This is a genomic window from Robertmurraya beringensis (assembly GCF_042433785.1).
Taxonomy (GTDB): Bacteria; Bacillota; Bacilli; order Bacillales; family Cytobacillaceae; genus Robertmurraya_A; species Robertmurraya_A beringensis.
The window spans coordinates 339,284-365,488 of record NZ_JBHLUU010000015.1 but is presented as its reverse complement, the minus strand read 5'-3'; the positions used below and the strand labels follow the sequence as shown (position 1 = coordinate 365,488).

Annotated in this window: 28 protein-coding genes, 1 tRNA gene, 2 pseudogenes and 1 riboswitch; of the genes and pseudogenes, 7 read left to right on the top strand and 24 right to left on the bottom strand. The window is 38.2% G+C overall.

Translation table 11 applies throughout. The annotated features are described in order from the left end of the window. From spoIIIAC to spoIIIAA, 3 genes are read right to left on the bottom strand one after another with little or no spacing between them, the layout of a single operon-like run. Nucleotides 1-207, bottom strand: coding sequence for a stage III sporulation protein AC (spoIIIAC, locus tag ACFFHF_RS04155; RefSeq protein ID WP_077213937.1), 207 nt, complete (start codon nt 205-207; stop codon nt 1-3). A gap of 32 nt (nt 208-239) precedes the next feature. Next, nucleotides 240-755 (bottom strand): stage III sporulation protein SpoIIIAB, encoded by a 516-nt coding sequence (gene spoIIIAB / locus ACFFHF_RS04150; RefSeq protein WP_160546562.1) that lies wholly within the window; start codon nt 753-755, stop codon nt 240-242. Beyond that, complete coding sequence (gene spoIIIAA, locus ACFFHF_RS04145; protein ID WP_160546563.1) at nt 756-1,673, bottom strand: stage III sporulation protein AA; 918 nt, start codon at nt 1,671-1,673, stop codon at nt 756-758. Between the two features lie 157 nt (nt 1,674-1,830). Here spoIIIAA and ACFFHF_RS04140 point away from each other — a divergent pair, with 157 nt between their 5' ends. Then, complete coding sequence (locus ACFFHF_RS04140; RefSeq protein ID WP_160546564.1) at nt 1,831-2,508, top strand: SIMPL domain-containing protein; 678 nt, start codon at nt 1,831-1,833, stop codon at nt 2,506-2,508. Between the two features lie 55 nt (nt 2,509-2,563). On the opposite strand, the gene efp is transcribed toward ACFFHF_RS04140, so the two are convergent. The 3 genes from efp to ACFFHF_RS04125 form a co-directional block, all read right to left on the bottom strand. After that, nucleotides 2,564-3,121, bottom strand: coding sequence for an elongation factor P (efp, locus tag ACFFHF_RS04135; protein WP_160546565.1), 558 nt, complete (start codon nt 3,119-3,121; stop codon nt 2,564-2,566). 25 nt (nt 3,122-3,146) lie between these two features. Beyond that, a complete protein-coding gene (locus ACFFHF_RS04130; protein WP_160546607.1) occupies nt 3,147-4,208 on the bottom strand; it encodes a M24 family metallopeptidase in 1,062 nt (353 codons plus the stop codon). 86 nt (nt 4,209-4,294) lie between these two features. Continuing rightward, entirely contained in the window at nt 4,295-4,819 is a 525-nt protein-coding gene (locus ACFFHF_RS04125) for a YqhR family membrane protein (protein WP_160546566.1), read from the bottom strand. Nucleotides 4,820-5,183: 364 nt separating this feature from the next. Here ACFFHF_RS04125 and ACFFHF_RS04120 point away from each other — a divergent pair, with 364 nt between their 5' ends. Beyond that, the gene (locus ACFFHF_RS04120) at nt 5,184-5,558 is read left to right on the top strand and encodes an SA1362 family protein (RefSeq protein ID WP_160546567.1); all 375 of its coding nucleotides are present in this window, start codon (nt 5,184-5,186) and stop codon (nt 5,556-5,558) included. A 211-nt stretch (nt 5,559-5,769) separates the two neighbouring features. On the opposite strand, the gene ACFFHF_RS04115 is transcribed toward ACFFHF_RS04120, so the two are convergent. From ACFFHF_RS04115 to lipM, 6 genes and pseudogenes are all read right to left on the bottom strand, one after another. Then, nucleotides 5,770-6,654 (bottom strand): patatin-like phospholipase family protein, encoded by an 885-nt coding sequence (locus ACFFHF_RS04115; protein WP_160546568.1) that lies wholly within the window; start codon nt 6,652-6,654, stop codon nt 5,770-5,772. 106 nt (nt 6,655-6,760) lie between these two features. Next, nucleotides 6,761-7,786 carry a spore photoproduct lyase gene (gene splB, locus ACFFHF_RS04110; RefSeq protein ID WP_160546569.1) on the bottom strand — a complete coding sequence of 342 codons (1,026 nt, stop codon included), beginning with the start codon at nt 7,784-7,786 and terminating at the stop codon, nt 6,761-6,763. Between the two features lie 106 nt (nt 7,787-7,892). Beyond that, nucleotides 7,893-9,626, bottom strand: a pseudogene (locus tag ACFFHF_RS04105) (vitamin B12-dependent ribonucleotide reductase); the annotation flags it as partial. Nucleotides 9,627-9,902: 276 nt separating this feature from the next. Then, a complete protein-coding gene (locus ACFFHF_RS04100; protein ID WP_160546571.1) occupies nt 9,903-10,685 on the bottom strand; it encodes an HNH endonuclease in 783 nt (260 codons plus the stop codon). Between the two features lie 69 nt (nt 10,686-10,754). Next, a pseudogene (locus ACFFHF_RS04095) lies at nt 10,755-11,573 on the bottom strand (ribonucleotide reductase barrel domain-containing protein); the annotation flags it as partial. A 388-nt stretch (nt 11,574-11,961) separates the two neighbouring features. After that, complete coding sequence (gene lipM / locus ACFFHF_RS04090; protein WP_160546572.1) at nt 11,962-12,798, bottom strand: octanoyltransferase LipM; 837 nt, start codon at nt 12,796-12,798, stop codon at nt 11,962-11,964. A gap of 174 nt (nt 12,799-12,972) precedes the next feature. Here lipM and ACFFHF_RS04085 point away from each other — a divergent pair, with 174 nt between their 5' ends. Further along, nucleotides 12,973-13,353 carry a rhodanese-like domain-containing protein gene (locus ACFFHF_RS04085; protein WP_119709106.1) on the top strand — a complete coding sequence of 127 codons (381 nt, stop codon included), beginning with the start codon at nt 12,973-12,975 and terminating at the stop codon, nt 13,351-13,353. Between the two features lie 94 nt (nt 13,354-13,447). Here the strand turns inward: ACFFHF_RS04085 and gcvPB are convergent, their stop codons facing one another. The 3 genes from gcvPB to gcvT are packed head-to-tail and all read right to left on the bottom strand — an operon-like array spanning nt 13,448 to nt 17,373. Beyond that, nucleotides 13,448-14,905, bottom strand: coding sequence for an aminomethyl-transferring glycine dehydrogenase subunit GcvPB (gene gcvPB, locus ACFFHF_RS04080; RefSeq protein ID WP_160546573.1), 1,458 nt, complete (start codon nt 14,903-14,905; stop codon nt 13,448-13,450). After that, nucleotides 14,898-16,244, bottom strand: coding sequence for an aminomethyl-transferring glycine dehydrogenase subunit GcvPA (gcvPA, locus tag ACFFHF_RS04075; RefSeq protein ID WP_160546574.1), 1,347 nt, complete (start codon nt 16,242-16,244; stop codon nt 14,898-14,900). The genes gcvPB and gcvPA overlap by 8 nt, the downstream gene beginning before the upstream one ends. 16 nt (nt 16,245-16,260) lie before the next feature. Next, nucleotides 16,261-17,373, bottom strand: coding sequence for a glycine cleavage system aminomethyltransferase GcvT (gene gcvT, locus ACFFHF_RS04070; RefSeq protein WP_160546575.1), 1,113 nt, complete (start codon nt 17,371-17,373; stop codon nt 16,261-16,263). 138 nt (nt 17,374-17,511) lie between these two features. After that, nucleotides 17,512-17,603: riboswitch (glycine riboswitch) on the bottom strand. 168 nt (nt 17,604-17,771) lie between these two features. Here gcvT and ACFFHF_RS04065 point away from each other — a divergent pair. Together ACFFHF_RS04065 and ACFFHF_RS04060 are read left to right on the top strand one after the other, a co-directional pair. Further along, on the top strand, nt 17,772-19,460 hold the full coding sequence (locus ACFFHF_RS04065) for a DEAD/DEAH box helicase (RefSeq protein WP_160546576.1): 1,689 nt from the start codon (nt 17,772-17,774) through the stop codon (nt 19,458-19,460). Next, nucleotides 19,438-20,232: a YqhG family protein gene (locus ACFFHF_RS04060; protein ID WP_377057637.1), complete on the top strand. Its 795-nt coding sequence runs from the start codon at nt 19,438-19,440 to the stop codon at nt 20,230-20,232. The genes ACFFHF_RS04065 and ACFFHF_RS04060 overlap by 23 nt, the downstream gene beginning before the upstream one ends. An 11-nt stretch (nt 20,233-20,243) precedes the next feature. Here the strand turns inward: ACFFHF_RS04060 and ACFFHF_RS04055 are convergent, their stop codons facing one another. The 8 genes from ACFFHF_RS04055 to comGA all read right to left on the bottom strand — a co-directional run bounded on the left by ACFFHF_RS04055 (nt 20,244) and on the right by comGA (nt 24,468). After that, on the bottom strand, nt 20,244-20,450 hold the full coding sequence (locus ACFFHF_RS04055; protein ID WP_160546578.1) for a YqzE family protein: 207 nt from the start codon (nt 20,448-20,450) through the stop codon (nt 20,244-20,246). Between the two features lie 65 nt (nt 20,451-20,515). After that, nucleotides 20,516-20,887: a hypothetical protein gene (locus tag ACFFHF_RS04050; protein ID WP_377057636.1), complete on the bottom strand. Its 372-nt coding sequence runs from the start codon at nt 20,885-20,887 to the stop codon at nt 20,516-20,518. Then, nucleotides 20,884-21,324, bottom strand: a complete 441-nt coding sequence (comGF, locus tag ACFFHF_RS04045) for a competence type IV pilus minor pilin ComGF (RefSeq protein WP_377057635.1) — start codon at nt 21,322-21,324, stop codon at nt 20,884-20,886. The genes ACFFHF_RS04050 and comGF overlap by 4 nt, the downstream gene beginning before the upstream one ends. Continuing rightward, a complete protein-coding gene (gene comGE / locus ACFFHF_RS04040) occupies nt 21,311-21,631 on the bottom strand; it encodes a competence type IV pilus minor pilin ComGE (RefSeq protein WP_160546581.1) in 321 nt (106 codons plus the stop codon). Before comGE ends, comGF begins: the two co-directional genes overlap by 14 nt. Further along, nucleotides 21,615-22,049, bottom strand: a complete 435-nt coding sequence (comGD, locus tag ACFFHF_RS04035) for a competence type IV pilus minor pilin ComGD (protein WP_160546582.1) — start codon at nt 22,047-22,049, stop codon at nt 21,615-21,617. The genes comGE and comGD overlap by 17 nt, the downstream gene beginning before the upstream one ends. Continuing rightward, on the bottom strand, nt 22,042-22,362 hold the full coding sequence (gene comGC, locus ACFFHF_RS04030; protein ID WP_160546583.1) for a competence type IV pilus major pilin ComGC: 321 nt from the start codon (nt 22,360-22,362) through the stop codon (nt 22,042-22,044). Before comGC ends, comGD begins: the two co-directional genes overlap by 8 nt. Nucleotides 22,363-22,379: 17 nt before the next feature. Next, a complete protein-coding gene (gene comGB / locus ACFFHF_RS04025; RefSeq protein WP_160546584.1) occupies nt 22,380-23,411 on the bottom strand; it encodes a competence type IV pilus assembly protein ComGB in 1,032 nt (343 codons plus the stop codon). Continuing rightward, complete coding sequence (gene comGA / locus ACFFHF_RS04020; RefSeq protein ID WP_377057661.1) at nt 23,398-24,468, bottom strand: competence type IV pilus ATPase ComGA; 1,071 nt, start codon at nt 24,466-24,468, stop codon at nt 23,398-23,400. The genes comGB and comGA overlap by 14 nt, the downstream gene beginning before the upstream one ends. Nucleotides 24,469-24,615: 147 nt before the next feature. On the opposite strand from comGA, the gene ACFFHF_RS04015 reads away from it, so the two are divergent. After that, nucleotides 24,616-24,687, top strand: a tRNA-Gln gene (locus ACFFHF_RS04015). A 158-nt stretch (nt 24,688-24,845) separates the two neighbouring features. Here ACFFHF_RS04015 and mgsR read toward each other — a convergent pair. Beyond that, nucleotides 24,846-25,226, bottom strand: a complete 381-nt coding sequence (mgsR, locus tag ACFFHF_RS04010) for a transcriptional regulator MgsR (RefSeq protein ID WP_160546585.1) — start codon at nt 25,224-25,226, stop codon at nt 24,846-24,848. Between the two features lie 200 nt (nt 25,227-25,426). On the opposite strand from mgsR, the gene ACFFHF_RS04005 reads away from it, so the two are divergent. Beyond that, nucleotides 25,427-26,125 carry a helix-turn-helix transcriptional regulator gene (locus tag ACFFHF_RS04005; protein ID WP_160546609.1) on the top strand — a complete coding sequence of 233 codons (699 nt, stop codon included), beginning with the start codon at nt 25,427-25,429 and terminating at the stop codon, nt 26,123-26,125. Nucleotides 26,126-26,205 lie beyond the last annotated feature (80 nt).

Here is a 26,205-nt window from a genome sequence, read left to right as displayed (position 1 = left end):
TTATCCTTGGAATAGGAACACTGATTTGATTTTTTGAAATAACTCATCCACAATAGAAGCGACCATAAACAATATATAAATAAAGCCAAATAAAGTTACCCACTGAGCGTACTCTTTTTTTCCGACTTGATCGAGGATCGTGTGTAAAAACGCAACTACAATACCTACTCCAGCTATTTTAAAAATAATATCCACTTCTAAGCCCATTTGCTTTTCCTCCTAAGACCACATTCGATTTTTTACATCAGTAGAATAACTAGTAGTAACCCTGATAGAAATCCTAAGCTTTTCATCATCTTTTCATATCTCAATTGTTTGTCATATGCATCCGCTTCTTCACGCTCTAGATGGGTTAAGGCTAACCGAATTTGTTTTTGTTGAGAGAAACGATCATGCCTTCCAAGCGTCTCACCAAATTGCTTCATAATCTCATATTCTCCTTGCTTTAACGCTGTAAGCTTCCAAACCTCTTGAAGACTTTCCTCCCACGCATCCTTTACCGTTGTTTCAGAATTGGTTAGTTTCTTCGAAAAGGATTCAAAAAACCAAGAAATGGGCTTGGAAAGCTGCGATGCTAATCTTCTAGCTGCTTCATGAAGAGGGGTATGACCATACATGATTTCAGCCTCAAGTGATTGTAAGGCTGATTTTAGCTGTCTTAGTTGGCGAGGTCTTTCCGTTAAGTGCCTAGAGGCTTCAAAGCCCGTCCAAGTAGTAGCAACAATAATAAAAACAGCTCCGATTATCTTTAACATTTATGTCACACTCACTTTTCTGACCATTTCTCTACCATGTTGATCCTTCACAGAAAGTATCGTTCCCGGCCCTTCTTTTCGGCTTAATTCAATGAATCTCTGAAAAATTTCACTCTTGATGATGGGTGTCAATGTGGGTCTTTTTACAATATCTGCGTACGAATGACCATGTGTCGTTGTTACAAGTGAGATCCCTGCATGAACTGCTTCTAAAATAGCCTCGCCGTCCTCTTCCCTGCCAATTTCATCTACAACTAACACATCAGGACTCATGGAGCGAATCATCATCATCATCCCTTCAGCTTTTGGACAAGAATCTAATACATCTACTCTAGGTCCAAATGTTAACTGTGGAATACCATTTATACTTCCAGCAATTTCAGATCGCTCATCGACAATTCCTACCTTGGCTGCTGGAATCGTATTTGTACCTGTTGATATCACCCTAGCCAAATCTCTTATTAACGTGGTCTTTCCTGTCTGTGGTGGACCAATAATCATGGTATGCAACCAATCTCCTTCATATAGAAATGGGAGAAGACTATGACAAATCCCGATTTTCTCTCTTGCTATTCGAAAGTTAAAAGAGGAGACATCTGTAATTGCTTTCACCTTTCCCGCCTCCAAAATAACTTTCCCGGCAAGGCCAACCCGGTGACCACCTGCCACCGTAACATATCCTCTTCTTAATTCTTCCTCTAATGTATAGATAGAAAAATGACTGATCTTATTCAACAGTTGTATTGCATCTTCTGCTTTTACCGTATAAGGTAGGAAGATTGGTTTTCCCCCACAGGTGATCTCCAATGGGCGACCAATTCTAATTCGAATTTCTTCCATATCATTTAATTGAAAGGGAGACAGTTGATTCATTTGATTGGCAATCGCTTTAGGTAACATACCAATAACATCTTCCATAACCTTTCCTCCTGTCATCAGAACCTTTCTCATTAATTCATTTGTATGCCTGCTTGGCCACTTTATGACTCCTGAATTCTATAATTGACAGTAGAATCTTATTCCTTATACTGCATACATTTTACAAAGGAGAAGTATTGAAAAAGGGGGAGTTGATATGTATCAGAATTACACGAGAGCATGGAACCATTATCCTTCTAGAGCAACAAGTAGTAATGAAATTAGAGTGATAGGGGAAGGAACGGTTGATATTCAACCAGACCAAGCCGATGTTATTATTGGAATCATCACAGAGAACAAGGAACTCGTACCCGCACAACGAGAAAATGCACAAGTAAGTGCTGCTGTTGTGGATGCTTTGCTGTCACTACAAATACCGAGAGAAAAAATTAGAACATCTGACTATTCTATTTTTCCTCAATACGACTTTGTTGATGGCGTCCAAACGTTTCGAAATTACAAAGTTGAGCATCGTTTAACCGTTACATTATCCAATATGGATCAAATTGGCATGGTCGTTGATAAAGCGATAGAAAGTGGAGCAAACAGTATACTTGCGATTAACTTTTCAGCAAAGAATGTATTAAATCAGGAACAACAAGCACTCACTCTTGCCGTTCATGATGCGACACAGAAGGCTGCAGCGATTGCTCAATCTCTACGTGTTCAACTCAATCATCCTCCTATCCTCATTATTGAAGGAGGCAGTGCTGTAAATATTCCTGAGCCACTTTATTCTACGATGCCGATGGTAAAAGGGGTAAGTACAACGATCGAACCTGGTTTACTACAAGTAAAGGCAACCATTACGGCTGTCTTCCAATTTACTTCGTAACAAAAAAAAGACACTCAATCGAGTGTCTTTTTCATTCTTAATTGCACGTGCAATATTAAGCTCTTGAAACGTATGACGATTCTGTTGTGTTAATGATTAGACGATCACCTTGGTTAATAAAGAAAGGTACTTGAACAGATAGACCTGTTTCTAAAATAGCAGGTTTTGTTCCACCAGATGCTGTGTCACCTTTGATTCCTGGCTCTGTTTCAACAACTTCAAGCTCAACCGTATTAGGAAGTTCCACTCCTAGTGTTTCACCTTGATACATCATGATATGAACTTCCATGTTTTCTTTCAAAAACTTTAGTTCATAATCAATTGCTGTTGCAGGAAGCTCGATTTGATCATATGACTCCACGTCCATGAATACATGTTGCTCTCCGTTTGCGTATAAATATTGCATTTTACGGTTGTCGATTTGCGCTTTCGCTACCTTCTCACCCGCACGAAATGTCTTCTCTTGAACGGCTCCTGTACGCAGGTTACGAAGCTTTGAACGAACAAAAGCCGCACCTTTACCAGGCTTAACGTGTTGGAAATCCATTACACGCCATAAGCCGCCATCTACTTCAATTGTTAAACCTGTACGAAAATCGTTTACTGAAATCATTAATAAATCCTCCTAATAAGATGCATTAAAGAATAATAAGTTCTTTTGTAGAGTATGTGAGGGATTCATTTCCATCCTTCGTAATAATCGTATCATCTTCAATACGAACACCGCCAAGCCCTGGAATATATATACCAGGTTCAACAGTTACAATCATTCCTTCTTCAAGAACAAGATTTGATCTTACTGATAGTGCAGGTCCTTCATGCACCTCTAGACCAATACCATGTCCCGTTGAATGACCAAAATACTCACCATACCCATGCGAAGAAATATGATTTCTTGTTAATGCGTCGGCTTCTTTTCCCGTCATTCCTGGTTTGATTCCTTCCATCCCGAGTAATTGCGCTTGTAAAACAATATTGTAAATTTCCTTTAGCTTAGCATCAGGTTCTCCAACTGATACGGTTCTTGTAATGTCGGATACATAGCCTTTATAATATGCCCCAAAGTCAAGTGTTACAAAATCACCTGCTTCAATCACTTTTTCACTAGCCACTCCATGAGGTAGTGCAGATCGAATTCCTGAAGCAACAATTATATCAAAAGATGATGAAGTTGCACCTCTTTTTCTCATAAAGAACTCAAGCTCATTCGAAACCTCTAACTCTGTTACGCCAGGACGAATAAAGCCTAGAATATGTGTAAACGCAGCATCTGCAATCTTTGCTGCTTCCTTTAATATCTTAATCTCTGCGTCAGTCTTTATCAAGCGCAACTTTTCAATAACGCCTGATAATGGTACTAGTTCTGATTGGACGGCTTCTTTATAGGATTGATAAGAAGAGTATGTAACATGTTCTTGTTCAAAGCCTAGTCTTGTGATCCCCAACGCTTTAACTTGTGCTGCTACTTCCTCAGGTATGGTGCCGTTATGCTTTACTATTTCAAAGCCTACACATTGCTTTTCTGCTTGCTCGACATAACGAAAATCAGTAATAAATTGTGCACGATCTTTACTAATTAGAACAACACCTGCTGACCCAGTGAAGTTAGACATATAGCGACGATTAAAACTACTTGTTATAAGAATGCCATCCACATTTAGCTTTTCTAACTCGGCTCTTAATTTATTTAATTTTCCCATCATTCTCTCCCTTTCGTATTCTTATTCTTTTAAACGAAAAAAGAATGCTCAATAAGAACATTCTAACACATCCTTTTTTCGTTACACTAGTCTGGAGAGAACTGAGGCTCATGGTTTGCTTTTTTTATTTTCTTCATTTCGTGTTCCTCATAGGAAATCGAATAGCCGATAAACGTTCCATATAAAACATAAAAACAAGCTGTAGTAATTAATGTATTTAACTCCATCTTTCTAAATGGAGGAATTCCAGGAAAGATTGGGTTAAGCACGAACAATACTAATGCCAATAACGCAAGTCCAAAGCCTATGCTAATAAATATACTCCTAAAACGTCTGAGTAATATGTAATACATAATGGCAACCCCGATTGAGATAACTCCGAGAAGAACAATTGAAATCAATGTACCTAGCCATTGTTTCTTCCATGCGCCGATCGCCCATGGTTCTAGGATAACCCTAGGATGAATCTCTGTGAAGTTAAAATACCATGCAATAAATGCAAGTCCACTCCACAGCATTCCTCCTACAAACCCTGTGATAATGACCATAGCCATAAATGATAATGGTTTTTCATGCTGTTCTTGCTCATATTTCTCCTTCTTTTCTGCCATTAAAACCACCTCCATTTGTATTATGTCCCACAGCATTTCTTTCCTTACTTATAAATAAAAATAATTTGATTTCTGTCAATTTTAGTCTACATGATAGAGGTTTTTTTCTTTTTCTAGTAGAATAAATATAATATAAGATTTTATTAAACAAATGTAAAAACGGTGTTCCAATATCGTGGAATGTAGCATAAATTAATTAATACCAATAAAACGTTTGAAACAAAAACAACCTCACCATTTAAAATGTGCAAGCCTAATATTCACACCATCTTAACCAACAATGGGTGGAAATTGTGTAATTGTCAGAGCAGCTAGTTTAAAAGCGGAAAAAAATGCTAATCATGCTTTTAGGGAGGTGGCTTTCATGAAAAATCGAACTTCGCTTATATTCATCGTTTGTTTAGTTACTTTAGCTGCTATCGGAGTAGTATCTAGGCTCATGGTCAATCCTAGTGAATTTTTTAAAAGTATTTTTGTGTTTGCAATTGTCGGAGTCATTCTGTACTTTTTGGTTCGACATTTTTATAAGGGAAGTCCCGACAAAAAAGAACAGCATGCGTTCCGCAAAGCTGCTAAGCGTTCAAAAAAGAAGTATATACAAAGGGAAGGTCGGAAACCTTCAGCCAAAAGTGGCTCTATCACTTCTTTAAAAAAGCATGCGAATAAATCTAAATCAGCCACACATTTAACGGTCATTGAAGGTCGAAAAGGTAAAAAGAAAAACCGAGCATCGTTTTAAGAGGCTCGGTTTTTCTTTTTAGTAAGCTCTTTTCTTAAACTTTGAAGGTTATTGGAACAAAATTTTAATGGTTGTGCTAAGTATCTAGGAGAAAATGGGTTGAATTTAATAAGAAAAGAGCATGCAAACTAAATTCTTAAGCGCAAGATAGCTATTTCTACGTTAAAATCGGCTTTAAGATTTTAACAACAATCTTTACGAAAACAGCCTTTTAGTAACTCCATTTTGAAAAGAATTGGGATGCTCTTTCCTTCCCAAAATCGAAAAGGATTTGCTTTTTTTCCTCGGTCAATTCAAACTCCGTTGTTAATACCCCTTCCGTTGGGATAAAGATGATATTTTTTTCATGCTTCCTCGAGATATATCTTGAGTCATGAGCATCCTTCATAGTCTCAAACAGCGCCTCGTATAGTTTAATTGCATTAGTGATTGGTTTAATCGGTCGATCCTGAATACTATGAGACAGTTTAATTCCTAATACTGGTCTGACCTTCTTTACATTCTCACCATCAAATAGCCACATAGGGAAATTACTTAGTACTCCACCATCAACAACGATGCTTGTCGTATGTCCATGCTTTATCTTAACGGGTTCAAAGAAATACGGTAAGCTGCAGCTCATACGAATCGCCTTTGCAACTGAAAATGAATTCGGATTAATTCCATAGGACGGTAAATCATCTGGGAGGATAATTAATCTCCCATTTGATAAATCAGAAGCGACAACTCTTAAAGCTTGAGGCTCTAGGTCGGCAAATGTTCGAACACCTTTTTGCGCAAGCTTTTCAGCAAGCCACTCTTCAAGTTTCTGGCCCTTATATATACCAAGCCTCCAATAAAGTAAAATCCATTTAGCCACACGAAAGGGTAAATACGACGGACGAGTATCTAAAAACGTTTTTAAATCCAATTCATTTATAAGCTCATATACCTCTTTGCTCGTATAACCTGCAGCAATTAACGACGCAATAATGGAACCTGCACTCGTTCCTGCCACTCGTTTAAATCGGAATCCTCTATTCTCTATTGCTTCATAGGCACCAACTAAGGCTATTCCCTTAATGCCTCCCCCAGAAAAAACGCCGTCAATATACATGGAAGTCACTCCTTAGATGCACGTATATGATACATCTTTAAGCAGGACCTTCATTAAATAGTACGGCGGACAATCTAAATTATTTTATTTTTTATCAAAATGGCTTTTACGTAAAGTAACTGACCTCTGCGTTAGGAAAATACTCTTTTACATACCCACGGATCGTTTGCTCCATATCGGCAGCTTCATCGGTTTGATATACGTACTTTCCTATTCCGTAACGTCCCCATTTGTATTTTCTTTTTTCTTCATCCATCTCGAGCTTTGTTTTCGGATAGCGCTTTTCAATTACCTTTTTGGCTGGCTTTGTAAAACGATGCTGAATTAATTCAAAGGTTAAGTCAGGTAACTCAATGCCTTGTAACGACTCACTCAGACGTTCAAATAACTCACGATACCCTTCCTTCCAGTCGTCATGAAGGTAAATAGGTGCAACGATAAAGCCAAGTGGATATCCCGCGTTCGCGACCTTCTTAGCGGCTTCAAGGCGTTCATCAAAGGTTGATGTGCCCGGTTCGAAATTTTTTATTACATAACGCGAATTTACACTAAAACGGAAACGGGTTTTCCCATTATGTTTCGCATCAAGCAGATGGTCGACATGATGATATTTCGTTACAAAGCGAAGTTGACCATATTCTGTTTGACCGATAAACTCGATCGTTTTCTTTAGGGAATGTGTTAAATGATCTAAACCTACAATGTCTGAGGTACAAGCGGCTTCGAATCGAGTGATCTCAGGTGCTCGTTCATCCATATATTTTTGCGCTTGATTAAAAATATCCTCGAGATTTACGTATGTGCGAATATATGGCTTACTTCCTAATGTGGTTTGTAAATAACAGTAATGACAATGCCCCATGCATCCTGTTGCTAAAGGAATGGCGTATTCAGCTGACGGCTTAGATGTATCAAACTTTAATGTCCTTCTCACACCTACAACTAAAGTCGACTTTGCATTCCGGTATTGCTGAAGCTCATTATCTCCAGGAATTCCACGAATTTGGTTATGTGAAGTCGTTTCTCGTATTTCAAGGCCCATATTTTCAAACTTTTGTTTCAATTCTTTACCGAGCTCATACTCTAGTGCACCTGGTTCTATATATACAAGCTGTGGAACGAACGGCTTCATTTTTTTCCCTCATTTCATCAACCTAGTTATACTGGTAGTATGAACAAAAAAAGAAAGAAATGAAAAAAGAGGATGGAACAATTATTTCCATCCTCTTTGACTCAAATTATAGACCACACTTTAACTGTGCGTTACAGTTTGTACATGTGTTACAGCCACCGATTTCTTTTACTTTTCCTTTACGACATACAGGACAAGTATTTCCAACTTCAGAACCGATCGTCACATCTGTTGAACGTAAATCCGAAATGGTATCAACTAATACCACATGTGCTTTTTCTACATTTGTCTCAAATTCATCAACCGTATTTTCTTCTGCTTTTAGTGTGAGTACCTGGCTATCACGTGATCCATCCACATAAACGGTACCACCCTTTGCTCCTCCACGGTAGAGACGCTCATACACCTTTTCTACCTGCTCAACGCTATATCCTTTTGGTGCATTTACCGTTTTACTGATTGAACTATCAATCCATCTTTGGATGACACATTGTACGTCAGCATGCGCTTCAGGTGAAAGCTCCATCGCTGATACAAACCAGCTTGGTAACTGATCAGGATCCGCTTCTGGGTGACGGTCAAGATAATCTTGTACAATATCTGCCTTTACTTCAATAAACTTCCCAAGACGTCCACTGCGGAAATATGAGAACGAGAAGTAAGGCTCAAGACCCGTGGATACACCTACCATAGTTCCGGTTGATCCTGTAGGAGCTACTGTTAGCAAGTGAGAATTACGAATACCATTTTCTAGGATCGCTTCTCTTACATGCTCAGGCATTTTCTGCATAAAGCCCGTTTGCGTAAATGCTTGACGAAGACGATTTGTTTCTACATCTGTATTGCCTACAAGGAACGGGAAGCTACCTTTTTCCTTCGCTAATTCAACAGATGTTTCATAAGCTGTCGTTGCAATCGTTTCAAACACTTTATCAATCAGAACATTTCCTTCTTCAGAACCGTATTCTGTTTCGCAATAGATCAGAAGATCATGTAAGCCCATTACCCCAAGTCCTACACGTCTTTCTCCTAATGCTTGGTTCTTATTGTCTTCAAGGAAGTATGGTGTAGCATCAATCACGTTATCTTGCATACGAACGCCGACAGCGACCGTTTGTCTTAACTTTTCAAAATTAACTGTTTTTGTCTCTTTATCTGCCATTTCCGCTAAGTTCACAGCAGCAAGGTTACACACGGAATATGGTGCTAGCGGTTGTTCTCCACATGGATTTGTAGCTACAACTTGTTGACCATATGCTTTTGCATTTGTCATGTCGTTTGCGTTGTCGATGAAGAAAATTCCAGGCTCAGCAGAGTAGGTCGCGCAGATATTGATAAGATTCCATAATTCTTTTGCTTGGATCTTTCTGTACACTCGTACTTTATGTCCTTGTTTTTCCCACTCACGTACGTCCCCGAATTTATGCCACTCTTCGTTGTAAATTTTCATCTCTTCTGCATTATAGCTTTCCACATCCGGGAATCGAAGCTCATACACAGAATCATTTTCAACTGCTTCCATAAACTCTTTTGTTAAACAGATAGAAATATTTGCACCTGTTAAGAATTCTGAGTTATGAACGGAGAAATTCCCTCCAGTAGCAAGCTTTTCTTCAGCGTCTGCAATATTTTTCTCAGAAAAACCACCTTGACCTGGAATCGTTTTGTAATTTGCAATTCCTTGGTACATAGAACGCTCACTCTCTGTAAGAGGAGAAAACTTTAGTTTTTCTTTAGCATATTTTTTAATCGTTTCATCTTTTGTTGTCTCAAGTAAGAAACGAAGAATTCTTGGGTTTTGCATTTTTGAGATAATAAATTCAATAATGTCAGGATGCCACGTTACATACCGTCTCTTTCGAGAAATTTCATTGCATTTGCAATCGGACTAGACTATATCATCACCCTTAAAACAAATTTAGGGGCTGGGCGCTAATGAGAGATTATTGTTGGGTCTCACTCTCTAGTCGTTGAACCTTCGCCATTACCTTTGCCCAATGACGCTTGGCTGCGGATTATCCAATGAAAACAATTTTTATAGCCCTCACGCTCACCGTTTCCAGTCACGTTGTGGCTTGCTTTCCTCTAAGGAGTTCCCCGCAATTCACCCAGTTTTCTAGTCGTTCATCATCTGAACGACGCGGACTAAGGCATCAACAAATTGCTCTTCTTTACCATAAGTAGTTTCATGGCAACTTCTACATAGAGTTATGCCATTATTTATTTCAAACTGTTTCTCAGGATATTTCTTTTTAGGATAGATATGATGTGCTGCAATATCTTTAGAATTAGAATTACACCCTGGCATTCTACACCGATACACATCTCTAATGTAGACCTGTTTTCTCCACTCTTTGTATTGAGCAGAATCGGTAATATCTTCTGTCTGAATTCTATTTTCTTTTTGATATTGGGCATAACATTTACAAGAACAAAAATGTTTGTTACTTCTAGCAATAGAAGATAACTGTCTTTCAAAATCTTGGGAACAATTAGTACATTGGATTGTTGATCTCTTTTTTATCCTCGATTTCCTAATTTTTATCTTAGAAAATTCAGAATGAGTCCTACCACGTCTTCCAGCACCTTTATCAATTTCATTGTGCCCTCTAACTGGAAATCCAAAATACAACAAACGATCGAGTATAGTAGTATAGCTAACATTTAACTCATTTGCTATTACCGAATACCCTTTCTTTTTAATCATATACTCGTGGTATAACCATTCTTTATCATCATAGATTTCGTCCCCAAGCTTTAAACTCCTCTTCCTAATTCCATATCTCCTAAGCAATCCTCTGATTGTTGTTCTTTTCAATCCTGTGTCAACAGCAATCTTAGAAACAGTTTGGTTTTCAGTTATATACTTTTGATAAAGTTGTTCCCTAGTAGGATTCATTGAACATCACCACCGAACATTTGTTCTAATGTAATCTTACCATAAAGGAACCGCAATTTCATCTTTTCAATCCGCTAACATTATCATTTGAGCTCCACGTCTTGACCCACCTTGCTCTACCAAATGCGTTAACTTCGCAATATCATCCAACCATGAAACCGAACCAGATGATTTACCGTTTACTCCACGAGCAAGTGTATTTCTTGGTCTTAGGGTTGAACCGTTCGTTCCAACACCGCCACCGCGGCTCATGATTTCCATTACTTGCTTACGATGCTCGGAGATTCCTTCACGAGAATCTTGCACAAATGGCATTACATAACAATTGAAGAATGTTACTTCTGTACCAGCACCTGCTCCATAAAGAACTCGTCCTGCTGGAATGAAATTTAAGTTAACTAGTTCCTGGTAAAATTTCTGGAACCATTCAGCCTTCTTTTCTTCTGTTCTCTCTACTGAAGCCAAGCCTGTTGCGTTGCGTTTCGCAATTTGCTCATAGAACACTTCCAATGGCTTTTCAATGACATCAAGTGAACGATTAATAACTCCTGTACTAGCTTCTTCAGGGTCATCTAGAACTCCTCTAAACTCCTCATCAACAAGCACTTTAGCCATCTTTTGGTCCCAATCAATTTCAAGAATAAACCCAAGACCTCTCGCGGGAAACTTTGGATCTTCTTTAATTGTAAGAACAACAAAATCTCCGTTCGATAATGTTAGCTTTTCCGTATCTTTAAATGTATAACGGTCAAGCATAACAAGTCTTGATACCCCTTTATGAGTAATCTTCATATCCGGGGTTACTGGATGCACCTGAGGAAACAAGCTAATGTCCTTGTTTAAGCTCTCGACATCAATATTCATTTTTCTTCCAAACGCAACAGACATACACACAACTCCTTTAAAATATACAAATGCTTCTTTTAATCTACTCTGTAAAAAACTACTAATAGAAATCCAGAATCTAGCGCAGCTAGGAATATTCTTAAATTACCACAGTCCAATGGTGAAATCAACTATATTGTCTACATATAGTATATATTTTTCCAAAACAACCACTATATATTGTGTTTAGTTCAAACACCTACAAATTTGTCAAACTCAAAAAAATTAAGAATCTAGCGAAAAGAGATGATTTTTGTAGATTTTCGAGCGAAAGCGATAAATTTTAACAAATTTCGCTCCTTGCTTTTTCTAATAATGAGACAAAACCTACGTACTATAGGCTTTTTTCCTATAACTTTACAAAAAAAAGAAAAGCGACATATTTCGACGCTTATCTTTTGAAATTCCACTCATCACTTTCATAACGTTCGCGCGCTAGTTTATGAACATAATCTAGCTGCTCTGCAGATAATACAAATGGTTTCAGCTCTATGTTTAGCCCTTGCTCGAATCCCTCTTTAAAAGCACGTTTGGCTTCCTCTACCTCTATTTTTCTTGAACTAATGTCATTAATGGCCACAGCCTTGTTACTAAAGGCTTTCTGCATTCGTTCTTTTACTCTTTCGTTTGGGTATTTAAAAAGACTAAACAGCTTATCCTCATCTATATCTAGTAGGATGGAACCATGCTGCAAAATAACACCTTTTTGTCTTGTTTGCGCACTTCCTGCCACTTTTCTTCCCTCTACAACGAGCTCATACCAGCTGGGTGCATCAAAGCAAACGGCTGAACGAGGATTTTTTAGAGAATCTCTTTCCTCAGCTGTTTTAGGAACCGCAAAGTAAGCATCTAACCCTAGTAACTGAAAACCTTTTAATATTCCTTCAGAAATCACTCGGTATGCTTCTGTTACCGTTTTAGGCATATCGGGATGTTCTTCTGTCACAATAACACTATACGTTAACTCTTGGTCATGAAGTACCCCTCTTCCACCTGTTGGTCTACGCACGAAACCGAGGTGATGTTCTTTTACCTTTTCAAGATCTATTTCCTTCTCAACCTTTTGGAAATATCCTATAGAAAGAGTAGCCGGATTCCAGCCATAAAAACGTATAATTGGCGGAATCTCACCTTTACTATGCCAATCAAGTAATGCTTCATCCAATGCCATATTAAAAGAAGGAGATCCTTCTCCTGAATCAATGAAACCCCATATTTCTTTGTTCATAATGAAACCTCTTTTTCTAATGTTGAAATCTAGCTCTATTAGCTTAACAAATGAATCGAGTGAAAGAAAGTAACAAGTACTCAGGAAATTAAGTTGTTCCTCTTTACCCAAAGTCACAACACCGATATAATATAACTTGGCGTGATGCTTGTTCGAAAGGAGACATGTAACTTTATGGATACTCTTTATTTTATCCTTATACTAGTAGTTGCCATTATCGCTTACTCTGTGATTACTTGGCTATACCAACGTAAAATTGTAAAAACACTGAATGAACAACAATTCCGTGAAGGCTATCGAAAAGCTCAACTAATTGATGTGCGTGAACCGAACGAGTATGAAGCGGGACATATCTTGGGAGCTAGAAACATTCCTCTTTCGCAGTTTAAAATGCGTATGAAAGAGATTCGTCCTGACAAACCGGTTTATCTATATTGCCAAAGTGGGATGAGAAGTGGCCGTGCTGCACAAACACTTTATCGTAAAGGCTATAAGGATCTTTCTCACCTTGAAGGCGGATTCAAAAAATGGTCTGGAAAAATTAAAGTGAAGTAATACAAAAGGATTCCAGCTCTACCCGAGCGGAGTCCTTTTTGTTTTTCCTAAAAAAACAAGCACGGCATCTGCCGTGCTTGTTTCCTATACCTCTTTATGCTTGATACCTTAAAATTGGCTTTCTCGCAGCTGTCGTTTCATCCAATCTTCCAACCACAGTTGTGTGTGGGGCTTCTTGAACGATTTCAGGGTTCTCTTCTGCTTCCTTTGCAATTTGAATCATTGCTTCGATAAATGCATCTAGAGTTTCCTTCGACTCTGTCTCTGTTGGTTCAATCATGATGCATTCCTCTACATTTAGTGGGAAGTAAATAGTTGGTGGGTGATATCCGAAGTCCAACAGGCGCTTCGCGATATCTAGCGTACGAACACCAAGTTTCTTTTGTCTCCTACCACTTAGTACGAACTCATGTTTACAATGTCTATCAAACGGTAAATCAAAATATGGTTCAAGACGTCTCATCATATAATTCGCATTTAATACCGCGTATTCCGTCACTGCTTTTAATCCATCAGGACCCATTGTACGAATATACGTATACGCTCTTACATTAATCCCAAAGTTACCATAGTACGGTTTTACTCGCCCAATCGACTGTGGACGATCGTAATCTAACACAAATTCTCCATCCTTCTTTGTAACGACTGGCTTTGGTAAGTATGCTATTAAATCTTTCTTCACCCCAACAGGACCCGACCCAGGACCTCCACCGCCATGTGGACCAGTGAATGTTTTATGAAGATTTAAATGAACCACATCAAAGCCCATATCTCCTGGTCTAGCTTTAGAAAGGACAGCATTTAAGTTTGCTCCATCATAATAAAGCTTTCCGCCAGCTTCGTGAACAATCTGCGCCATTTCAAGGATATTTTCTTCAAATAAACCTAGAGTATTTGGATTGGTTAGCATCAAGGCAGCAGTGTCTTCTCCAACAACACTTCTTAGGTCATTTAAATCCACTAATCCATTTTCATCAGATTTTACAGTGATGGTTTCAAAACCTGCGACGGTTGCTGAAGCTGGATTTGTTCCATGAGCGGAGTCAGGTACAATCACCTTTGTTCTTTTCGTGTCCCCGTTTGCTTCATGGAAGGCACGAATGAGCATAAGTCCCGTCCACTCACCATGTGCTCCTGCAGCAGGCTGTAATGTAACTTCATCCATACCCGTAATTTCAATTAGATGCTCCTGAAGATCGTACATAAGCTCCAATGCACCTTGAACAGAGCTCTCATCTTGAAGTGGGTGAATATGAGCAAAGCCAGCGATACGAGCGACGTTTTCGTTGATCTTTGGATTGTATTTCATCGTACAAGATCCAAGAGGATAAAAACCAGAGTCCACTCCATGATTTCTTTTTGAAAGAGCGGTGTAATGACGCATGATATCAAGCTCAGAAACCTCAGGTAAATTTGGTTCTTCAGCTCGCAAATATTCAGCTGGAATCAAATCATCTAAGTTTACCTCAGGGATATCCATCTCCGGGAGACTATACCCTACTCGGCCAGAGGTACTTAATTCAAAAATGAGCGCTTGGTCTTCCTTATGCATGATAATCCCCCATTCTATCAACAAACAGATCTATTTCTTCTTTTGTACGTAGTTCAGTCACTGCCACGAGCATGTGATTCTTTAACTCTGGATAATCACGACCGAGATCGTAACCTCCAATGATTCCTTCCTTTAATAGCTGTTGGTTTACTTCTTTCACAGGCTTATTTAAGACAACTACAAATTCATTAAAACATGGTCCATTAAAGGCAATGGTGAATCCTTTATTTTCAAATGCTTTCTTTGCATAGTGAGCTCTTTGGATATTGCTCACAGCCATCTCTTTGACGCCTTTTTTCCCTAAAGCCGTCATAGCTACCGAAGCAGCTAAAGCATTCAACGCTTGGTTTGAGCAAATATTAGATGTTGCCTTGTCACGTCGGATATGTTGTTCTCTTGCTTGAAGCGTTAAAACAAACCCTCTTCTTCCTTGATCATCTTTTGTTTGACCAACAAGACGACCAGGAATTTTACGAACCAATTTATTCGTTACAGCAAAATAACCGCAATGTGGTCCACCAAATGAAGTTGGAATTCCAAACGGCTGTGCATCTCCCGCTACAATATCAGCACCAAAGGCTCCCGGAGGTGTTAATGCACCAAGGGACAAAGGATTACTTGATACGACAAACATTGCTTTGTTCGCGTGAATGATTTCCTCGAGTTCTTTCATCGGCTCGATTCTTCCAAAGAAGTTTGGATACTGTACGATAACGGCTGCAATATCATCACCCATTTCGCTCTTTAACGCCTCTAAATCAGTAACACCATCTTGGTATGGAATCTCTACGACTTCTACGTATTGTCCTTTTGCATACGTCTTGACTACATCCTTTGTTTCCGGATGTACTGTACTAGAGAGAAGCACCTTTTTACGCTTCGTATGACCAGAGCTTAGCATCGCCGCTTCTGCCAAAGCGGTACCACCGTCATACATCGAAGAGTTAGCTACGTCCATACCTGTTAATTCACAAATCATTGTTTGAAATTCAAAGATCGCCTGTAACTCACCTTGTGAAATTTCTGGTTGATAAGGTGTATAGGCTGTGTAAAATTCTGAACGTGAAAGAACATGATCTACAATGACAGGCATGTAATGATCATACACACCAGCTCCTAAAAAGGAAGTATGTGAGCGTAAGTCGGCATTTTTAGAAGCCAAAAGAGTTAATTCTTTTAATAAGGCTGTCTCCGATTTAGCTTTTTTAATATTATATTCTCCCTTAAACTGTACACTTTCTGGAATATCGTTAAAAAGCTCCTGAACATCGGAAATTCCGATTTCTTCTAGCATGGCTTTTTTATCGGTTTCTGTCATTGGTAAGTAGCGATGCTTCATGACGTTTGTTCCTCCCTTATTTCTTTTCCCTTTTATAAAATGGTGTTGGTATCACTTTCACCTTCAAGCGTTTCCCACGAATCTCAATGGTTAGCTCCGACTCTGCAGATACGACTGTTGAATCCACTAACGCTAAGCCAATGTTTCTTTTCAACGTAGGTGATTGTGTTCCAGTTGTTACTTCTCCTACGAGTTGTTCACCCACATACACCGGATAACCATGTCTTGGTATGCCTCTGTCAATCATTTCAATGCCTATTAGTTTACGAGGGATTCCAGCTTCCTTTTGCTGCTTTAAAGCTTGCTTTCCAATAAAATCTACTTCCTTATTAACTTTCACAGCGAAACCAATACCAGCTTCTAACGGAGAAATCGTGGAAGAAAGCTCCTGACCATAAAGGGCCAAATTAGCTTCGAAGCGAAGGGTATCACGAGCGCCTAAGCCACAAGGAAGAACGCCGTCTTCTTTACCTGCCTCAAGAATGGTTTCCCATAGGAAAGTCGCATCTTCACTCTTACAGTACACCTCAAAGCCATCTTCTCCGGTGTACCCTGTTCTGGAAACAAGTGCCTCTTTTCCTCCGATGGATACTTTCTCTTGAAATTTAAAATATCCAATTGTCGAAAGGTCAGCTGTATCAACTAGCTTCTGAAGAACCTGTTCGGCAAGCGGGCCTTGAAGAGCTAGCTGGCCCATTTGTTCAGAAAGATTCAAAAGCGTTACATCCCCTTCAACACGATCGTTTAACCATGTAAAATCTTTTTCAATATTTGAAGCATTTACAACAAGCAGATAATGGTCGTGATTCAGTTTATAGATGAGAAGATCGTCGACCGTACCACCATTCTCGTAGCACATAGCAGTATATTGTGCATCACCTATTTGCAGCTTCGATACATCATTCGTCATCATTTTTTGGAGGTAGGCCAAACTGTCTGTCCCTTTCACTTCAATTTCTCCCATATGAGAAACATCGAACAATCCTGCCTTCGTTCTTACAGCCTCATGCTCTTCTTTAATGCTTGAAAATTGAACTGGCAGTTCCCATCCTCCAAAGTCAATGGTTTTCCCACCATATTGTTGATACACGTCAAAAAGCGGTGTTCTTTTTAGTTGCGCCACTATCATTTCCCCCTTTTCAAATCATAAAAAAAGGACAGAGACCCCCCTCTTTACTTAAGAAAGGTCTCTGTCCTGGCACCTGAAAGTTTACCGTTTGGCTGTCCCCTTTGGTGGCTTCAAATGATGAAGCGCTCTCCAGAGCTGCGTCAAACAAGAGTTCTTTTGCCTGAGAGATTCACAAATTTTTGTTTGCTCCTTCGGCGCTACTTAGAAGTAGTCTCTCCCCTTGTTCTCATTCGCATTATAAAATTTCCCAATTTGGATCATACTAAGCTGTACTATAGAACATTCGTCAAAATAAACTATAATGTGACAAATTTCAAAACTTTTAAGATATTATCATCCTACCATTTCGAAACCCATACGGCAATATATTTATCGATCAAAAAAGGGAGTTGTTTTTAATGACGGTAGAGATTGAGTTTGATTCTTCTTGGCAGGAGGGACTGGTAGAGAAAATTACAAATGACGGCCCTTGGGGGAACTTTGAGTTATATAAGCTAGCGGTAGAGGTAGAAAAACATACGGTTATTGATAATTTTGAGGGATTACAAGCTCCCAAACATCTCCCTAATTTAACACCGCTACCTCATCAGCTAGAAGTTGCCAAGCAAGTTGTTGAAAGTATGAACGGAAAAGCCATCCTTGCAGATGAAGTAGGTTTGGGGAAAACGATCGAAGCAGGGCTTATTTTAAAAGAATACATGATTAGAGGTCTTGTAAAAAAAGTCCTCATTCTTGTTCCCGCCTCCCTTGTTACCCAATGGTCATATGAATTAACAAGTAAATTTTATATTCCGGCAGTTGCACAACGTAAAAGCTATGTGTGGGAACAGTGTGATGTAGTTGTATCTTCCATCGATACAGCTAAACGTGCTCCACATCGAGAAATCATTCTCTCTCAAGATTATGATCTGATTATTATTGATGAAGCACATAAATTAAAAAACAATAAAACAAAAAACTATGAATTTGTACAAAGCTTAAAGAAAAAATTCTGTTTACTTCTAACAGCAACCCCTATTCAAAATCGAGTTGGTGAGATTTTCAACCTTGTCTCTCTCTTAAAACCTGGTCATCTAGGAAATGAATCTGTGTTTAATGAAAAATATAAGAAGGATTCCCGCGATATTAACGATAATGAACATTTAAAAGAGCTTGTAAATAAAGTGATGATTAGAAATCGTCGAGCAGACACAGGTATTGAATGGACGAAAAGACAAGTTGAAACCATTCCTATTGAGCTTACTAAGGAAGAGCAGGATTTGTATGATTCTGTTACTGAGCTACGATCAGAGGGAGACTGGACAACGACATCCGCTTTCTCAGTCATGACTCTTCAAAGAGAAGCATGCAGTAGTAGAGAGGCAGTGTTTTTCACATTAAAGAATATGCTTGAAAAGAAAGAAAACCCCTCGAAGGAATATCAGGATCAAATCACATATTTAATCGAGAAGGTAAACGCCGTTCATACGAATTCGAAGGCCGTCAAAGCTCTAGAATTGATTCAACAAGTAAATGATAAAGTCATTATTTTTACCGAATATCGAGCCACTCAGCTCTATCTTCAATGGTATCTAAAGCAAAATGGAATCAGTTCCGTACCCTTCCGTGGTGGATTTAAAAGAGGCAAAAAAGACTGGATGAGACAGCTTTTTGAAAACAATGTACAGGTCCTTATTGCAACCGAAGCAGGTGGAGAAGGAATTAATCTTCAGTTCTGTAATCATATCATTAATTTTGACCTGCCTTGGAATCCTATGAGACTAGAGCAACGTATCGGGAGAATTCACCGCCTAGGGCAAGAAAAAGACGTAATGATTTATAATTTTGCAACTAAAGGAACTGTGGAAGAACATGTTCTAAAGCTACTACATGAAAAAATAAATTTATTTGAAAAAGTAATTGGTGATCTCGATGATATTCTGACTCGGTTAGAGTTTGGTAGCTTTGAGGATCATCTATCAGATATATTCGGAAACTCCACCTCTGAAGGGGAAATGCGAATAAAAATGGACAATCTAGCTTCCATGATTCAATTTGCTGAAGAAGTAAAGGATGGTGATTATCGTGCAGCAACAGGAAATTCATAATTTTTTGGTGAAGTATTTTACTGCTAACCAATGTGAAATACTCGTAAATACCGGTTCATATATAACCGTACAATTAACAGTTGAATTAGATAAGGAATTGATGAATCGTCCGTTTTACTGGCATTACTTAGAAAAAACAGGTGGAGTTCCAAACCCTATGAAACTTACGCTTATTACGGATCAAAAAAAGACACCTGAAGATATTAAAGGCGAGGTCATCCATTTTGGCTCGCCAAGACTTCATCAAATATTTCATTCAACTAAAAACCTTGCTGGATATATTCGGCTTTATGAAGATCATCAAGCAACCATGGGTCAACAAGTACCATTACGTCCTTGGTTAGGTATGAACGTAAAAATCTCCTATCAATGTGATCGTAAAAGAGATGTCTTTCGGTCGATTGGTCTACAATTAATTAATGGTCAACTAATCGAGAACTTTCACGATGAACTGTTAAAATTACAATTAGCTCGCAAAATACCTGACTACTCCTTTACCTTATCACCACTTATTATGCCGAATAGTGGGGTAACACGAATTCAGAATATGATTCGTTCAAACATTCTTGAAGAAGATCATTCATGGGCAAACGATGCTAGAGAACGCTGGTCAAAAGACATGAAATTGCTGGAACATTTTTATGAAGAAGCGGAGGAAAAAGGAGAAAGCTATGAAAATGAAAAACGAGCCTTACAGGAGCAATACGAACCAAAAGTTCAGATTTCGATAATAAATGGCGGTATTTTTTATTTATCTGAAAAAGCAATTTAAAAGGGAACGACTCATTTGTCATTCCCTTTTAATGATTTCTCTCTTTTTCCTTTGTTCATCATAATGACATATGGAAGAATACCAAACCAACGAAAAGCAAACGCTTCTCTTGTTTCTTTTTTTTCCTTCCTCATCTTTTTTCTTTCTTCCTTTGGTTGATCAATATATTTTGTAATCGTTTGTGTAATGTATTTCACATAATCATTTACTGCGCTCATGTTTTTGCCTCCCTTTTTGTCCTTAACAGTATGACCAAATACAAGTTAACTAAACCCATAGGGAGCTACACTGGTAACAACCATTTTACTAATTTTCCGCTTCCCACCTCATACTGAGCTATTGCTTTAATCGATAGTGTACCCTGTGTCATAAAAAAAGTGACTTCAACATATTGGCTAGTAATCTGTTTTACCGTATACGTCACAGTGGTGTCTGAATATGTTGCTATTCCATCTACAGGAATCACAGCTCCTTCCATTTCCTCAGAGATCTTCTTCGATGTGAGCAAAAATAAGTACTGTCGTCTTTCTTGTTGATTAACTGAAGCCACTATCCCTTTTTCGGAAATGTACTGGTTAAACTCAATCGTTAAAAATAGAGAGACTAATAGAAAAATGCATAAACTTATAGGATACATAAACCCCTTTTCATTCATGGACCTCCCACCACCTGAAGAAAAGGAAACAGTTGATCCTCATATAAGACATTATTGTTACCTATAACAGAAATTGAGATACTTGTTTGATTTTGCCTGAACTCAACACTTTTAATATTTTGTAAAACTATTTCATGACCTTGAAATCGGACCAATCGACGGATGTATGGCCCATATTTCTCATACGTGACTAATTCCCCAACACTTTGTAAATAAAGCTTTCCGTTTTTCACCTCAACATAATCACAACCTTGAAGTTCCGTATTTAACTGACTAATAAAGAGCTCGAATTCTAATTGTTGTGTACGATTCGTAACATGGTTCATGTTCAAAATAATCGAAAAAATATAAGGTAAAAAAGAGGCAAGCATACAATAAATCGAGAAAGCTATCAACATCTCAATTAAAGTAAATCCGTGATTATTAAAAACTGTCACATAGGAGAACTTCCTTTTTAAAAGCATTTTCATATTTTACACACACCTCATTTTTAGACACTTCCTTTGTTACAGTAAATGACTTCCCTTTTCTCTCTACTGTTAATTGGTCTATGAATAATCCGGTGAACATTGCTTCCTGTAAGGAATCATATAATAGCTTTGAAGCCTCTCGACTATATTGAGTGTTAAGCGACTGCTTACTTACCTGAATAAACATCGGGAGTAAAAATAAAGTTATTACCAACCAAATGGACAGAGAAAGCAATAGTTCAACAAGGAAAAAACCATTAGTTTTGTACAACATAAAATCTTCCCTTCCCTATGTTAAACGTTAATTTATACCGTTCTTCTTGTATGTCAATAAACAAAGTCCCAAAGGTATTTATATTTCCAGATGTGTTATAACGAAAATACAACTTCTGTGAACCCTCTCTAATGTTCACCTTGTTTGAGTAGACCCGATCAACAATATAATTCCCATTTTGATCCTTGGCGTAATATCGATGAGTTTGTGGGAGGATATTTACTGAGACAACAGTATGATTTGAAATGGCATATTGTTGTATATAATAAAGATCATCTTTGAATTGTGAAAAAAAGAGCTGTTTATCGAGGTAAAACATTTGAGGACGAACAAAAAGAAAAGAAAATGAAACTACCAAAGCAAACATACTTAATACAAAAATAGATTCTATTAATGTAAACCCATTATTGTTATTCATTATTAGCTGAGACAGCTCCCGTAGACGAGATCGTCACGATATCTCCATTTGGACAGGTTAATTGGTTGTCTTGTAGATACCCTTCTGTTTGTAATTCTGCCAAATCGGTTGGCAAACGATTTTTATCCATTTCAAAGGATTGAACCTGGGCTTCTACCATTTTTATAAAAGCCTCACATCCTTTTTCTTTAATATTGCTATTATGCTTACTGATGTTTGGAACTGCAATGATTAATAATACTGAAATCACAAGCAAAACAATCATCATTTCTATAAGTGTAAAAGCCTTCTCATTTCGGATGAATTTTTTCATTTTTTTCCTCCTTAAGATCATATACCCTCCATTAAATGGAACATCGGTAGTAAGATGGATAGATACATTGAAATCACTAATAATCCTACAAGTAGGTATATAGACGGTTGAATAAATTTCATTATGTAATTCACTTTTTCTTGAAATCTATTCATACAATAGCTGCTAAAGAAATGAAACTCTTGATCAAGCCGGCCATTTTTTTGGCCGTGCTGGATAATAATTGATAAGTCACGCTCAAATATCTTCTGCTTTTTAATAATTTCCTCTAGACTAGTCCCTTTTAATAGATGTTGCTTCAAATAAACTCCTAGCTCTTGATCAAACTTGTTTTTCTTATTTCCTTCAAAAAGACTAACCGCCTCAAAAATCGAAAGCCCCCCTCCTAACAAATAACTCATTTGCACAGAAAAATAGTGAGTAATTAATAATTGAAAAAACGGACCACACCACGGAATGGACACTAAAATCTCTTTTTGTTTCATGGCGGAATAATTCTTGAAGGCAAAAAGATAGTAACTAGCACATACAAGTAGAGTTAATACTAAAAGAGCACTAATGAAGGGGAAAGAAGAGCCAATAAGGAGAATAACCCTTGTAAAGAAGTTGGAAGACAACCCCATGGATTGAAAGAGAGATACAAACTTTGGTAAAAGGAATTGATCAACAAATACAAAAAGGAGGATAGTAGTAAAAACAAGAATAAGGGGATAAGTTAATACTTTAATTAGTTCTTTCTTATCTTTCTGTTGCTTCATCATATAATTACTTGCTTCCATATATGCATGAGCTTGACCACCATGTTGCTCTGCAAAATACACATAGCTGACTAAGGTTTGGTGGAATCCTAATTTTTGAATAACGAACGAAAAAGCGAAACCCTCTCTTAGTAATTTGATACTTTTACTCAGTTGGATTTTCTTCCCTTCTCCCATCTGTAAGGAAGTGGATTCCAACGCCTCGGCCAGGGAGTACCCTCTATCAAGTAATTCACCCACATGTTTTAGCAAGTTGGATTGCTCCGTTAATAACCACTTATTTGATTTCATTGTCCAACACCCATCGCTCATACTCCGTTTCTTTTATAAAACCAAGCGCAATCCCCTTTGATATGACCTTCCTTAGCGTCGTATAGTCATACGCTCTTTTTTCCCCTCTTGCCTCCTGAATGACATAACTTAATGGTTGACCTGCTAATATTTCAAACACACACGCTTTCTTTGAACGCTCACAACCAAAACAAACATTTGAACATTCAGTTGTACAAAGTGTACAACTAAGTTCTACTAATCTTTGAGCCGTAACTGCAACAAGAGTTTGTTCGATTTCAATCCAATCTACACCAAATTCAAGAAGTCGATAAATCGCCCCTTTTGCATCGCGAGTGTGCATAGTTGATAACACAAGATGTCCTGTTAACGCTGCTCTCACTGCCGTTTTGGCTGTCTCACTGTCTCGAATTTCACCCACCATTATTATATCTGGGTCATGACGAAGGATAGCTTTCAATCCTGTCGCATAGGATATTCCAGCTTTTTCATTCACTTGAACCTGTAAAACAGCGTCACTTTCCTTTTCAATTGGATCTTCTAAAGCAATCACATTTCGGTCAAATAAATTCGTGCTCTTTTCGAGCAATGTGTATAAGGTTGTGGTTTTTCCACTGCCAGTTGGACCAGTTAAGATGATTAATCCGTGGGCATGCTTTAGTAAGGCAAGAAGCTTATTTGTCATATAAGGGAATAAGGAAACTTGGTAAGAAGGGATTGTATGGTGTTCGGGGAGCAGTCGTATGACTAAACTTTCTTTCTTGTTGCCTGGAAGTGTAGAGAGGCGCAAACCAATTTGCTGATGATCGACCACTATGGAATAGGAACCGTTTTGGGGTCGCCTTTTTTCCCCAATATCCATGGACGCACTGAATTTAAAATGGGAGATTAACCTTTCGCATTCTTCGATAGGGAACGAATAGCGAGTAACGAGGCGATGTGCCACTCTAAATTGAACAAGAGTGTCAAGCTTGCGTGGGATAATGTGGATATCGGTTGCTTGCTTTGTAACAGCATCCTTCAACATTCGATCGGCTAATTCTTCAATCGAAGTCACCAATAAGACACCACCTTTTCATTTGGATAAACCTATCGTATCACTTCAATCGAAAATGAGGGGAGAAAAAGTGTGAATATTTTTCAACAAAGCAACCATAATAATTAGTACAAACAAGTTAGTAACAGCACTAATTGATACGAAAAATGGGCTATAGCCAAGCGGTAAGGCAACGGACTTTGACTCCGTCATGCGTTGGTTCGAATCCAGCTAGCCCAGTAAGAAAAGCGGAGAAAGCTTGTTCAGCCCCGACAGGCATAAGACGAATCTTGCAGGAAGGCCCGCCTTCCGGAGAGATTTGGCTTATGACCCCGAGGGGCTAGCTTTCGTAGCTGGACAACAAAGTAAAAAAGGGGAAGACCTTGGTCTTCCCTTTTTTATCTAGCTACTTTTTTAATCATTTTTCTGTTCAAAATGCTCTTTAATGCGTCTGGGTTGTAACCGACCACTAACTTTTTGCCATCAGTAACAATAGGCCTTTTTAACAATCTAGGCTCTTCAACGAGCATATTGATTACCTGTGAAAGAGTAAGGTCATTCACATCCTGATTAAGACTTTTAAATACTCGGCTTCTTGTTGCAAGTAATTCGTCCAATCCCTCTGTGGTAAGTGAAAGTAATACTTTTAACTCCTCACTTGTCGGTGTTTCTTTAAATAAATGCCTCTCCTCATATGCCACCGCATTGGCTGTCAGCCACTTTTTCGTTTTTCGACAAGATGTACAACTTGGATAAGTGAAAAATATCAAATCATTCATCCTTTTCCCGCCTTTGAAGGTGTTTTCATTGTTCTGTTAAATATATTTAAATCTTTTGTATAACTTTTGTATAATTATTTGTTCAATATTTCGCCAACAAGTTGTGAACATTTTATAAACTAATAGTGAATACAGTTTTTACTATCTCCGCCTGTATTATAATGGAATAAATTTAAGGAGATCCGAGAGGTGTGGCTAAGATGGAACAAACATTGAAAATAACAAATGTATTATCGGACCCAACTCGTTATTACATTTATCAGTACATTACCAAAAGACATCAGGAAGTTACCGTTCAAGAAATTGCAGACAATTTTAATATTCATCCGAACGTAGCAAGATTACATCTTTCTAAGCTTGAAGATGTGAACATGCTGATCTCGGAAACAAAAAAAACGGGCAAAGGTGGTAGACCAAGTAGGTTATACCGATTGTCAGATGACCTCATTCAGTTGAATTTTCCGTTCCGAGACTATCAGATGTTAGCTAAAATCACTATGGAATCCATGCTCTCTCTTGGAGAAGAAGGTCATAAAGTGTTACGTATGACCGGGAAAAGATTTGGTAAGGAAATGATTGAGCAAGAAATGACCAGATCTCATAATGGAGAGTTCCCTACTTTTGAACAAAAGTTAAATACATTAAAAAACGCGGCAACAATGGCTGGCTTTTACCCAGAATTCGAAGTGAGTGAAGACCAGACTCGAATATATTTCCAAATTTTCAACTGTCCATTTAAAGAAATTGCGACCGAACATCCAGATGCTGTTTGTGAAACACATCACGAATTTTTAAAAGGAATGTTTGAATCTCTGTTTAATGACGTTGAGCTTTTAGAAAAGCAAAACATAATTAAAGGTTGCGAGGCTTGTGCTTATCAAGCATTAATAACGAATTAAAAACAAACTCCTGTTTACTTTTTCATAGCGGTTACATTATAATATTGTAAGGTAAGGGACTTGTAGGGTGAAAAGGAGGG

Coding starts and splice junctions, on each gene's coding strand:
- splB (WP_160546569.1), bottom strand. CDS start 7,786: ATGAAGCCGTTCGTTCCACAGCTTGTATATATAGAACCAGGTGCACTA.
- ACFFHF_RS04140 (WP_160546564.1), top strand. CDS start 1,831: ATGTATCAGAATTACACGAGAGCATGGAACCATTATCCTTCTAGAGCA.
- spoIIIAC (WP_077213937.1), bottom strand. CDS start 207: ATGGGCTTAGAAGTGGATATTATTTTTAAAATAGCTGGAGTAGGTATT.
- ACFFHF_RS04065 (WP_160546576.1), top strand. CDS start 17,772: ATGACGGTAGAGATTGAGTTTGATTCTTCTTGGCAGGAGGGACTGGTA.
- comGD (WP_160546582.1), bottom strand. CDS start 22,049: ATGAATAACAATAATGGGTTTACATTAATAGAATCTATTTTTGTATTA.
- comGB (WP_160546584.1), bottom strand. CDS start 23,411: ATGAAATCAAATAAGTGGTTATTAACGGAGCAATCCAACTTGCTAAAA.
- ACFFHF_RS04055 (WP_160546578.1), bottom strand. CDS start 20,450: ATGAGCGCAGTAAATGATTATGTGAAATACATTACACAAACGATTACA.
- ACFFHF_RS04085 (WP_119709106.1), top strand. CDS start 12,973: ATGGATACTCTTTATTTTATCCTTATACTAGTAGTTGCCATTATCGCT.
- comGC (WP_160546583.1), bottom strand. CDS start 22,362: ATGAAAAAATTCATCCGAAATGAGAAGGCTTTTACACTTATAGAAATG.
- mgsR (WP_160546585.1), bottom strand. CDS start 25,226: ATGAATGATTTGATATTTTTCACTTATCCAAGTTGTACATCTTGTCGA.
- ACFFHF_RS04120 (WP_160546567.1), top strand. CDS start 5,184: ATGAAAAATCGAACTTCGCTTATATTCATCGTTTGTTTAGTTACTTTA.
- efp (WP_160546565.1), bottom strand. CDS start 3,121: ATGATTTCAGTAAACGATTTTCGTACAGGTTTAACAATTGAAGTAGAT.
- ACFFHF_RS04130 (WP_160546607.1), bottom strand. CDS start 4,208: ATGGGAAAATTAAATAAATTAAGAGCCGAGTTAGAAAAGCTAAATGTG.
- ACFFHF_RS04050 (WP_377057636.1), bottom strand. CDS start 20,887: ATGAATGAAAAGGGGTTTATGTATCCTATAAGTTTATGCATTTTTCTA.
- lipM (WP_160546572.1), bottom strand. CDS start 12,798: ATGAACAAAGAAATATGGGGTTTCATTGATTCAGGAGAAGGATCTCCT.
- ACFFHF_RS04125 (WP_160546566.1), bottom strand. CDS start 4,819: ATGGCAGAAAAGAAGGAGAAATATGAGCAAGAACAGCATGAAAAACCA.
- spoIIIAA (WP_160546563.1), bottom strand. CDS start 1,673: ATGGAAGATGTTATTGGTATGTTACCTAAAGCGATTGCCAATCAAATG.
- ACFFHF_RS04005 (WP_160546609.1), top strand. CDS start 25,427: ATGGAACAAACATTGAAAATAACAAATGTATTATCGGACCCAACTCGT.
- spoIIIAB (WP_160546562.1), bottom strand. CDS start 755: ATGTTAAAGATAATCGGAGCTGTTTTTATTATTGTTGCTACTACTTGG.
- gcvT (WP_160546575.1), bottom strand. CDS start 17,373: ATGATAGTGGCGCAACTAAAAAGAACACCGCTTTTTGACGTGTATCAA.
- gcvPA (WP_160546574.1), bottom strand. CDS start 16,244: ATGAAGCATCGCTACTTACCAATGACAGAAACCGATAAAAAAGCCATG.
- comGE (WP_160546581.1), bottom strand. CDS start 21,631: ATGTTGTACAAAACTAATGGTTTTTTCCTTGTTGAACTATTGCTTTCT.
- ACFFHF_RS04100 (WP_160546571.1), bottom strand. CDS start 10,685: ATGAATCCTACTAGGGAACAACTTTATCAAAAGTATATAACTGAAAAC.
- gcvPB (WP_160546573.1), bottom strand. CDS start 14,905: ATGCATAAGGAAGACCAAGCGCTCATTTTTGAATTAAGTACCTCTGGC.
- ACFFHF_RS04115 (WP_160546568.1), bottom strand. CDS start 6,654: ATGTATATTGACGGCGTTTTTTCTGGGGGAGGCATTAAGGGAATAGCC.